The organism is Kineococcus auxinigenes (genome assembly GCF_050871525.1).
Taxonomy (GTDB): Bacteria; Actinomycetota; Actinomycetes; order Actinomycetales; family Kineococcaceae; genus Kineococcus.
On sequence record NZ_JBKBCT010000015.1, the window covers coordinates 48,657 to 57,791 of the forward strand.

Here is a 9,135-nt window from a genome sequence, read left to right on the forward strand (position 1 = left end):
CCGCCGGAGGCCGCGCGGCCGTCGGCGGGGCGCGCCCGGCACCACCGGGTTAGGCTCCCGGCGATGGACGGGACCCATGCCGTGTTCGCGGGTGAGGCGGTCGCGGGCGCAGCGGTCGCCGACGCGCTGCCCAGCGTCGTGCACGGGCAGCCGGGCGCGGTGCTGCTGGTGCGCGTCACCGACGGCACGGTGCTCTTCGCGAACCCCCTCGCCGAGCAGCTCGCCCCCGGCCTGGACCTGCCGTGCCCGGTGGACGAGTGGTCCCGCGCCGCCGGCCTGCAGGCCTCCGACGGCTCGGACCTGGCCGACCCCGCCACCGGGGAACCCGCCACCCCCCTCTCGCGCATCGCCCGCGGCGAACCCGTCCAGGGCGAGCGCGTCAGCGCCGCCCGCGGCTCCGACATGGCCGGCGCCCGCGAGGCGCTGTGGGTCGTGGGGCTGCCGCTGACCGACACCCCCGTCGAGCAGCTCAGCACCCTGGCCCTGGTGGTGCTGCTGCCGCTGCGGGAGAAGGCCCTGGTCGCCGACGCCCGGGAGTCCGCCGAGCAGCTGCACAGCCGCGCCGTCCTGGCCAGCGACCTCGCCTTCACGATCTCCGACCCCACCCGGCCCGACGACCCCCTGGTGTGGGTGAACCCGGCCTTCGAGAGGGTCACCGGCTACGGCAGGGAGAAGCTCGGGCAGAACTGCCGGTTCCTGCAGGGTCCGCAGACCGACCGCGAGGCCGTGCGGCGCATCCGCGAGGCGCTGCGGAAGGGCGAGGCCGTCACCGAGCTCCTGCTGAACTACCGCAAGGACGGCACGGCCTTCTGGAACGAGGTCGTCATCTCGCCCGTGCACGACGCCTCCGGGCGCGTCACCCACCACGTCGGCGTGCAGTCCGACGTGACGCTGCGCGTGCAGGCCGAGCGCGAGCGCGACGCCGCCCTGGCCGTCGCCCGCGACGCCCGCCGCCGTCTGGAGTTCCTCTCCGAGGTCGCCGACGCCCTCTCCGCCGTGCTGGACCCCGAGGCCGCGCAGGACATGCTGCCCTCCCTGGTGGTGCCCGCGTTCGCCGAGTGGGCGTTCGCCACCGTCCTGGACCCCACCGGCCGCACCCGGCACGTCCGCGCCGCCCACGCGAACCCCGCGCACGCGGCCGACGCCGAGCGGTTCGCCCGCAGCCAGGCCGCGCTGCTGGAGACGTCGGTGTCGATGCGGGTGCTGCGCGGCGAGCTCGGCCCCACCCTCGTGCAGGTCACCGACGAGGACGTGGCGCGCGGCGTCGGCGACCCGGAGACCACCGCCCTCATGCGCCGCCTGGGCCTGGGCAGCGCCCTGGTGGTGCCGCTGCGCGCCCGCGGGCAGGTCACCGGTGCGCTGACGCTGCTCAGCGGCCCCGACCGGCCCCCGTTCACCGAGGACGACCTGCTCACCGCCTCCGACCTGGGCGCCCGCGCCGGCGTGGCGCTGGAGAACGCGCGGCTGTACGCGCAGCAGCGGCGCTCCTCCGAGACGCTGCAGCGCAGCCTGCTGAGCCCGCCCACCGACGCGCCCGGCCTGGAGGTCGCCACCCGCTACCTCCCCGCCGCGGAGGCCGCGCAGGTCGGCGGCGACTGGTACGACGCCTTCACCCAGCCCGACGGCTGCACGACCGTCGTCATCGGCGACGTCATGGGCCACGATGTGTCCGCCGCCGCCTCCATGGGCCAGCTGCGCACCTTCGTGCGGGCGCTGGCGTACGACCGCTCCGCGGCGCCGCGGGAGGTGCTGCACCGCCTGGACCACCTGCTGGAAGGGCTGGGCGTGACGACCCTGGCGACCGCGGTGGTGCTGCAGCTGGACGCGCGCTCCACCCCCGGGCACCGCGGGGTCCGCTGGTCCACGGCGGGGCACCTGCCGCCGGTGGTGGCCGCCCCCGACGGCTCGGTGGGCGAGCTGCAGGGCGAGGGCCTCATCATCGGCCTGGGCACGCACCGCGACCGGGTGCAGCACGAGACGCAGCTGGCGCTGGGGTCCACGGTGCTGCTGTACACCGACGGCCTCGTGGAGCGCCGCGACCGCTCCATGGAGGAGCGGCTGGCGGAGCTGCGCGCCGTGGTCGCGGAGCTGGCCGGCGCACCGCTGGAGGAGCTGTGCGACGAGCTGATCCGCCGGATGCTCCCCGACGGCAGCGACGACGACGTCGCCATCGCCGCCGTGCGCGTCCTGGCCCGCTGACCCGCCGACCCCCGTCCCCGCGGTGGTCACGCACCCCCTCCCCGCAGTGATCATGCGAGGTTGAGCGCTCAACATCGCATGATCACCGCGGGGAGGGGGTGAGCGGGGGTCAGCCCGCCACGTCGCACCACACGCTCTTGCCCGAGGGCACCAGCCGCACCCCCCACGCCTCGCTCAGCGCGTCCACCAGGTCCACCCCGCGCCCGGACTCCTCCCGCACCGAGGCGCGGCGGTGCCGCGGGCGCTCGCGGCTGCCGTCGCTGACCGACAGGTGCAGCACCCGCACCCGGCAGTCCACCACCGCCCGCACCGGCGGGGCGCCGTGGCGCACCGCGTTCACCGCCAGCTCCGACAGCAGCAGCAGCGCCTGCTCCAGCGCACCCTCCTGGTGCACCCGGCACAGCTGCTCCCGCAGGAACCCGCGGGCCCGCCGGGCCGCGGACAGGTCGGCCGGCAGGGCCACCTCCGCTCTCGGCGTGACGTCGCACATGCGCTGCATCCTGGCCGCGACCGGCCCACCGCGCTCCCCGAGATCCCGGCGACGGGGTTCCCAGCGGCGGGCGCCGGTGGCAGGATGGCCCCGCGCCGGCCGGGGCACGTGGAGGGGAAGACCACGAGTCCCGGCCGGCGTCCGCGCGCGAGAGGGCCGGACGGTGCCCTTTCCCCTACGGTCGGGGACGTGCCCAGCCCCACCAGCAGCCCGCTGCAGCGCGTCGTCGTCGTCCTGAACCCCAACAGCACCGGCGACGGCCCCGCCAACGCCCGCGCCCTGCGCGACGCGCTCGCCGAGCGCACCCCCGGCCTGCCCGTGGAGCTCGTCGAGACCGAGCACGCCGGGCACGCCGAGCAGCTCGCCCGCGAGCACGTCGCCCGCCACCCCGGCGTGCTCGTCGTCTCCGCCAGCGGTGACGGCGGCTACCACGAGGTCGTCAACGGCGTCGTCGCCGCCGGCCGCGCCGGCCACGAGGGCATGGCCACCGTGCTGCCCTCCGGCAACGCCAACGACCACGCCACCGCCACCCACGGCCGCCCCCTCGTCGACGCCATCGCCGAGGTCGCCGCCGGCGACGGGCGCCCCGACCGCATGGACCTGCTGGAGGTCGACACCGGCGACGGCGAACCGCGCGTGGCGCACTCCTACGTCGGCGTCGGCATCACGCCCGTGGCGGCCGCAGCCCTCAACGAGAACGACCTGGACGCGGTCAAGGAGAAGCTCCTGGTGGCCAGGGCCTTCTGGAAGTACCGGCCGATGACCCTCACCCACGACGGCCGGGACGTCCGCATCGACAGCCTGCTGTTCGCCAACATCGACCGGATGGCGAAGTACGCGCACCTCTCCGACGACTCGGCACCCGACGACGGCCGCTTCGAGGTGCTGCTCATCAAGCACCGCAGCAAGCTGCGGCTGCTGGCGGAGTTCGCGCGCGTCCTGCGCGGCCGGCACCGCGTGGAGTCCCGCAGCGAGCCGTACGAGTTCCGCACCCGCAACCCCATGCCGCTGCAGATGGACGGCGAGGTGCTGCCCGTGACCGGCGAGGCGACGGTGCGGGTGCGGTGCCTGCCGCTGGCGCTGCGCACCGTGCGCTGAGGCCCCGGGTGCGTGTAGCCCCGGCTCAGCCGGCGGAGCCGCCGGCGGGCTCGGTGGCGCCGGTGACCTCGGCGGGCCGGGCCAGGCGCAGCAGCGGCTCGGTGCTCAGCCGCTGCCACACCAGGTTCAGCCCCGCGGCGATCATCAGCAGCGACACCACGGCCAGCGGCCAGGCGTCCACGGCGAACGCCACGCACAGCACCACCAGGCCGGGCACGGGCAGCAGCCCCGCCGGGACGCGGTTCCACCAGCGCGGCTGCAGCACGGAGGCCGCGTACCACCAGGCGACGGCCACGACGCGCTCGTCGGGGTGGCGCCGGCCCTGGCGGGCCAGGGCGAGCACGTCGCGGCGGTCGGCGGCCGGCAGGGTGCGGTAGGCGCGGATCGCCGCCGCGCGCCGCTGCGCGGGCAGTTCGGGAGCGGTGGTGCTCACGGGGACCTCCAGGGGACGTGCGGGTGCGGAGGGCATGGGATTCGAACCCATGAGGAAGGAGTGGGTACCTCCCTAGCGGTTTTCAAGACCGCCGCCTTCAACCACTCGGCCAGCCCTCCTCGCCGCGGCAGCCGCGGCGCACCCAGTCTGCCACCCCTCGGATGACGTCCCGAGCGCATTAGCACGACGCTGCGCAGAGGTCCATGAACTTTCCGTGACATCACCTTGTGATGAACACCACAACGCCCCGGGAATTCGTGACAACCGCCCCACGGGCCTCACTACAGTCCGGGACCCGGAGCACCACCCCACCTCCCGCACGGGCACCAGGCCGCACTCCGGGCCACCGCTCCGGGCCGGCACCGATGAACCTCGAGGAGCCCCTTGGCCGCGACCACACCCGCCCAGCCGGCGACGACCGCCCCCGCGGCGGCGCGCCCCCGCGGCTTCGACGTCCTGCGCATCGTCGCCGCCTGCGCGGTCGTCGTCAGCCACGCGCACCAGCTCCCCTTCGGCGACCGCGACACCCAGCCGGACCTGCTCGTGTTCGGCGACTTCGCCTTCAACCTGGGCCGCGTCGGGGTCATCGTCTTCTTCGTCGTCAGCGGGTACCTGGTGTGCGGCAGCTGGCTCAGCGAGCCGCGCGTGCGCCCCTTCGCCGCCAAGCGCGCGCGGCGGCTCATGCCGGGGCTGCTGGTGATGCTGGCGCTCGTCGTGTTCGTGCTCGGACCGCTGACCACCACGGCACCGGACTACTTCGGCACGGCGGGGACGTGGGAGTACCTCGTGCGCAACGCGCTGGTGTTCCCCTACGCGAACCACCTGCCGGGCGTCTTCTCCGGCAACCCCTCCACCATGGTCAACGGCGTCCTGTGGACCCTGGGCGTGGAGGTGCTGGCCTACGCGCTGATCGGCTTCGCGGGCTGGCGCGGCTGGGTGTCGCCCCGCCACCTGACCGCGGTCGCCGCCGTCCTGGCCCTGCTGGGCTGGCGGCTGGTCTCGGAGAACGTCGCCGGCGGCCAGCTCGTGCCGGTGGCGCTGCGCCTGGAGCTCATCGCCTACTTCTTCGCCGCCGCCGCGGTGCGGGCGTGGGGGTGGCGCCCGACGGGGCGGGCGGCGATCGCCGCGGCCGCCGTCGTGGCGCTCCTCGTGGCCGTCCAGGCGCCGCTGTCCATCGCGCTGGTGCCCTGCGGCACCGTCGTCGTCCTGCACCTGGGGACCCGCACGTGGGGCTGGGCCAGGCCGATCACGGCCCTGGGGGACCCCACCTACGGCGCCTACATCTACGGCTTCGTCGCCCAGCAGCTGCTCATCGCGCACCTCGGCATGCGCGACGCCCCGGTGTGGTGGTTCGCCACCGTGTCGGTCGTGGCTGCGCTGGCCTGCGGCTACGCCTCGTGGCACCTCGTGGAGAAGCGCGCCCTGCGCCGCCGCACCGGCGGGCAGCGACGGCCGCGCCGAGACGCGGTGGGCGCGACGGCGAGCGCCGGCCGCTGAGCGACGGCGAGCGCCGGCCGCTGAGCGGCGGCGAGCCCCCGCCGCCCGGCGGGAGCACCACCACGTGGTGAGCATCGAGGCGCACGTGCGGTCCCTGCCCGGCACGGGCGCCGCCGTCGGCACCAGCGGGCGGCACTCGGTCGTGGTGGACCGCCCCGAGGGCGTCGCCGGCGGGGCGGGGCTGGGCCTCAACGGCGGGCAGCTGCTGGCGCTGGCCCTGGGCGGCTGCCCGGCCCCCTCTCAGCGCCGGGCGGCCAGCGGGGCGAGCGCGCGGGCCAGGTCGCGCGCCCGCGGCAGGTCGCGCGCCGCGGCGGGGCGGCGCACGGCCAGGACGCCCTCGCGGGGGGCGGGGTCGGTCAGGTCGAGGACGACGGCACGCCCGTCCGCGATCATGGCGTCCAGCAGGCGCTCGGCGTCGCCCAGGGTGGCGACCGCGCGCGAGCGCAGCAGGTGCCCGACGGCCGTGGTGCGCGCCAGGCGCAGCAGCAGCGTGTCGTCGTCGAGGCGGACCAGCTCGGGGCGCCGCATCAGCAGGGAGGCCAGCGCGGTGACCTCGGCGGCGCTGGCGGGCTCGGGCACGGCGGCGCGCGGGTGGGCGGGTGGACGGACGGTGGCGCGACGCGCGGGGGCGTTCACGGTGGCCTCCTCTCGACGGACGGGCGGGCGGGCGGCCGCGCCGGGGGGGGTGGGGCCGCTCTGCTGGGGTTCTCGGCAGTGACGGCCCGCCGCTCGATGGGCCGTTCGGGGGCCCTCGCCGACGGCCACCGCCGGTGACGGCGGACCGTGCCGGGTGCTCGTGCTGGAGGATGAGGGGACGGGGCGGGGACGCCGGCCGGTGTGCTCGGCCCCGGAGAGGCCCCGCCCACCCCGTGAGAGGAACGAGGAACCCGCGATGACCACGAACCCCGGCGAGGACGGCGCCCGCCTGCGCTACCGGCTGCTGACCGGCACCGACGACCGCGCGTTCTGCGAGAAGGTCAGCGCCGCGCTGGCGGAGGGGTACGAGCTGCACGGCTCGCCGGCGCTGACGTTCGACGGCGAGCGCGTCGTCACCGCCCAGGCCGTCGTCCTGCCCGGCCCGAACACCCCGCGCTTCGTCCCCGTCAACGCCTGACGACCCCCACGGCCCCCGCCCCGCCCCGCCCCGCCCCGACGAGCCCGCGGTGGTCCAGGCAGTCGCGACTCCTCCGATCGCGGCGCGGCGGGGGCCGTGAGGGGCCGGGCACCGGGTGGGGGCCCTGGGGTAGCGTCGGCCGTCCCCCGCCCCGACGAGCCCGAGCGAGTCCCGTTGCCCCACGCCCTCCGCGCCGTCGTCGTCCTGCCCACGTACGACGAGGCCGGCAACATCGCCGCGGTGCTGCAGCGGCTGCTCGACTCCCCCGCCGAGCCCGACGTCCTCGTCGTGGACGACTCCTCCCCCGACGGGACGGGCGAGATCGTGCGTCGCATCGCCGCCGGGCTGCCCGAGGGCCGGGTGCGGTTGCTGACCCGCACGGTGAAGGACGGCCTGGGTGCGGCCTACCGGGCGGGTTTCGCCGAGGCGCTGCGCACCGGCGACCACGACGCGGTGGTGCAGATGGACGCCGACGGTTCCCACCCGGTCGAGGTGCTCCCGCGGATGCTGGACGAGCTCGCCGCGGGCGCCGACCTGGTGCTGGGCGCGCGGTACGTGCCCGGCGGCGCCCTGGACGACGCCTGGCCCTGGTACCGCAAGGCCCTCTCGCGCGGGGCGAACACCTACGCGCGGGTGCTGCTGCGCGCGCCGGTGGCGGACCTGACCGGCGGGTACAAGGCGTGGCGCGCGGACCTGCTGCGCTCGCTGGACCTGCACGAGCTGACCGCGGCGGGGTACGCGTTCCAGATCCAGACGACGCTGGCGGCGCTGCAGCGCGGGGCCACCGTGCGGGAGGTGCCGATCCTGTTCACCGAGCGCACCGCGGGCACCTCGAAGATGTCCGGGGCGATCATCACCGAGGCGATGGGGGCGGTGTGGCGGATGCGCCGGCACGGCCCGTCGGGACGACCACCCCGCTCCTGACGGCCTGTCGCCGTTGCTACCCGGAGCGTGATCTGCCAGGGTCGCTCTGGCGGTGGGGGACGTCGCGCCCGGTCTCGGGGGACCGAGCGCTCGCAGGACCCCGCCCAGGACACCGGGGCACCGACGAGGCGGGGGGGCGCGTGGCGGACGACGACGCCGTCGCCCAGCTGCTCGACCTGGCCCGGGACATCTTCGGGACACCGGTGGCGGCACTGGCGCGCACCGGCCCGTCCGGGCGACGGCCGGTCGTGGAGCAGGCCTCCAGCACGCTGGACCCGCAGGTCACGGCCCGGCTGCTGGAGCAGGAGGACCTGCTGCGGGCGGCGCCCGCCGTGGACGTGCTGCGCCCCGACGGCACGTCGGGCGGCCTGCTGCTGGGCGTGCCGGCCGACGACGCCGAACCGCTGGGTTCGCGGCAGCTGGAGGCCCTGAACGTCGTGGCGGCCCTGGTCGCCGGCGTCCTGCACCACCGCGACCGGCGACGCGACGAGCACCGGGGCCGGCTGGCGTCCCTGGACGCCCTGGTGGAGGGGCGGGGCCGCAGCACGGTGCTGCAGCCCATCGTGGACCTGCGCACCGGTTCCGTGGTGGGCGCGGAGGCGCTCAGCCGGTTCACCGGCGAGGACGGCTACCCGCGCGGGCCCGAGCAGGTGTTCGCCGACGCCCGCTCCGCCGGTGCGGGCGTGCGGCTGGAGCGCGCGGCCCTGGTCTCCGCGCTGGCGCTGCTGCCGGTGCTGCCCGCCGGGGCGTACCTGAGCGTCAACGCCTCGGCCGAGGCGCTGATGGACGCCGCCACCCGTGAGGTGCTGCTGGCCTCGCGGCCGGAGCGCATCGTCGTGGAGGTGACCGAGCACGACCCCGTGGCCGACTACGCGGCGCTGGCGGAGGGCACCGCCGCCCTGCGCGCCGGAGGGTTGCGGCTGGCCGTCGACGACGCCGGGTCCGGGTTCGCGAGCCTGCAGCACGTGCTGCACCTGTCGCCCGACGTGGTGAAGCTGGACATCGCGTTCGTGCGCGGCATCGACACCGACCCCGCGCGCCGCGCCGTGGCCCGCGCCCTGGTGGGGTTCGCCTCGGAGGTGGGCTCGACAATGGTCGCCGAGGGCGTGGAGCGGGCCGGGGAGCTGGCGGCGCTGCGCGAGCTGGGGGTGCACTGCGCGCAGGGGTACCTGCTGGGCCGCCCGGCGGCACCGCCGCTGCGCCTCGCGCGGCCCGAGGACACGACCACGCTCCTGCTGCCCGCCCAGCCCCGCGACCCCTGACCCCTGACCCCTGACCCCTGACCCCTCGGTGGTGGTTGTCGGGGGTTTACTGAACCGGGGGCCTTTAACGCGGGGGGGGGGGGGGGGGGGGGGGGGAGGGGGGGGGGGGGGGGGGCGC

General features: G+C 76.6%; 9 protein-coding genes and 1 tRNA gene. 6 read left to right on the plus strand and 4 right to left on the minus strand.

What is annotated here, in order from left to right; translation table 11 throughout:
* The first annotated feature begins 63 nt into the window (after positions 1-63).
* A complete protein-coding gene (locus ACRYR9_RS06965; RefSeq protein ID WP_432493760.1) occupies positions 64-2,199 on the plus strand; it encodes a PP2C family protein-serine/threonine phosphatase in 2,136 nt (711 codons plus the stop codon).
* A 109-nt stretch (positions 2,200-2,308) separates the two neighbouring features.
* Here the strand turns inward: ACRYR9_RS06965 and ACRYR9_RS06970 are convergent, their stop codons facing one another.
* Positions 2,309-2,689 (minus strand): ATP-binding protein, encoded by a 381-nt coding sequence (locus tag ACRYR9_RS06970; RefSeq protein WP_432493762.1) that lies wholly within the window; start codon positions 2,687-2,689, stop codon positions 2,309-2,311.
* A 189-nt stretch (positions 2,690-2,878) separates the two neighbouring features.
* On the opposite strand from ACRYR9_RS06970, the gene ACRYR9_RS06975 reads away from it, so the two are divergent.
* On the plus strand, positions 2,879-3,787 hold the full coding sequence (locus tag ACRYR9_RS06975) for a diacylglycerol/lipid kinase family protein (RefSeq protein WP_432493764.1): 909 nt from the start codon (positions 2,879-2,881) through the stop codon (positions 3,785-3,787).
* Positions 3,788-3,812: 25 nt separating this feature from the next.
* On the opposite strand, the gene ACRYR9_RS06980 is transcribed toward ACRYR9_RS06975, so the two are convergent.
* On the minus strand, positions 3,813-4,220 hold the full coding sequence (locus ACRYR9_RS06980) for a hypothetical protein (protein ID WP_432493766.1): 408 nt from the start codon (positions 4,218-4,220) through the stop codon (positions 3,813-3,815).
* A 26-nt stretch (positions 4,221-4,246) separates the two neighbouring features.
* Positions 4,247-4,339 (minus strand) — tRNA-Ser (locus ACRYR9_RS06985).
* Positions 4,340-4,604: 265 nt separating this feature from the next.
* Between ACRYR9_RS06985 and ACRYR9_RS06990 the strand changes: the two genes are divergently transcribed.
* Positions 4,605-5,717 (plus strand): acyltransferase family protein, encoded by a 1,113-nt coding sequence (locus tag ACRYR9_RS06990; RefSeq protein ID WP_432493768.1) that lies wholly within the window; start codon positions 4,605-4,607, stop codon positions 5,715-5,717.
* A 240-nt stretch (positions 5,718-5,957) separates the two neighbouring features.
* Here the strand turns inward: ACRYR9_RS06990 and ACRYR9_RS06995 are convergent, their stop codons facing one another.
* On the minus strand, positions 5,958-6,353 hold the full coding sequence (locus tag ACRYR9_RS06995) for a hypothetical protein (RefSeq protein WP_432493770.1): 396 nt from the start codon (positions 6,351-6,353) through the stop codon (positions 5,958-5,960).
* 256 nt (positions 6,354-6,609) lie between these two features.
* Here ACRYR9_RS06995 and ACRYR9_RS07000 point away from each other — a divergent pair, with 256 nt between their 5' ends.
* The 3 genes from ACRYR9_RS07000 (at position 6,610) to ACRYR9_RS07010 (ending at position 9,017) form a co-directional block, all read left to right on the plus strand.
* Positions 6,610-6,831, plus strand: a complete 222-nt coding sequence (locus ACRYR9_RS07000) for a DUF1737 domain-containing protein (protein ID WP_432493772.1) — start codon at positions 6,610-6,612, stop codon at positions 6,829-6,831.
* A gap of 174 nt (positions 6,832-7,005) precedes the next feature.
* Entirely contained in the window at positions 7,006-7,755 is a 750-nt protein-coding gene (locus ACRYR9_RS07005) for a polyprenol monophosphomannose synthase (RefSeq protein ID WP_432493774.1), read from the plus strand.
* A 140-nt stretch (positions 7,756-7,895) separates the two neighbouring features.
* Complete coding sequence (locus tag ACRYR9_RS07010) at positions 7,896-9,017, plus strand: EAL domain-containing protein (RefSeq protein ID WP_432493776.1); 1,122 nt, start codon at positions 7,896-7,898, stop codon at positions 9,015-9,017.
* Positions 9,018-9,135 lie beyond the last annotated feature (118 nt).

Coding starts and splice junctions, on each gene's coding strand:
- ACRYR9_RS06965 (WP_432493760.1), top strand. CDS start 64: ATGGACGGGACCCATGCCGTGTTCGCGGGTGAGGCGGTCGCGGGCGCA.
- ACRYR9_RS06970 (WP_432493762.1), bottom strand. CDS start 2,689: ATGTGCGACGTCACGCCGAGAGCGGAGGTGGCCCTGCCGGCCGACCTG.
- ACRYR9_RS07000 (WP_432493772.1), top strand. CDS start 6,610: ATGACCACGAACCCCGGCGAGGACGGCGCCCGCCTGCGCTACCGGCTG.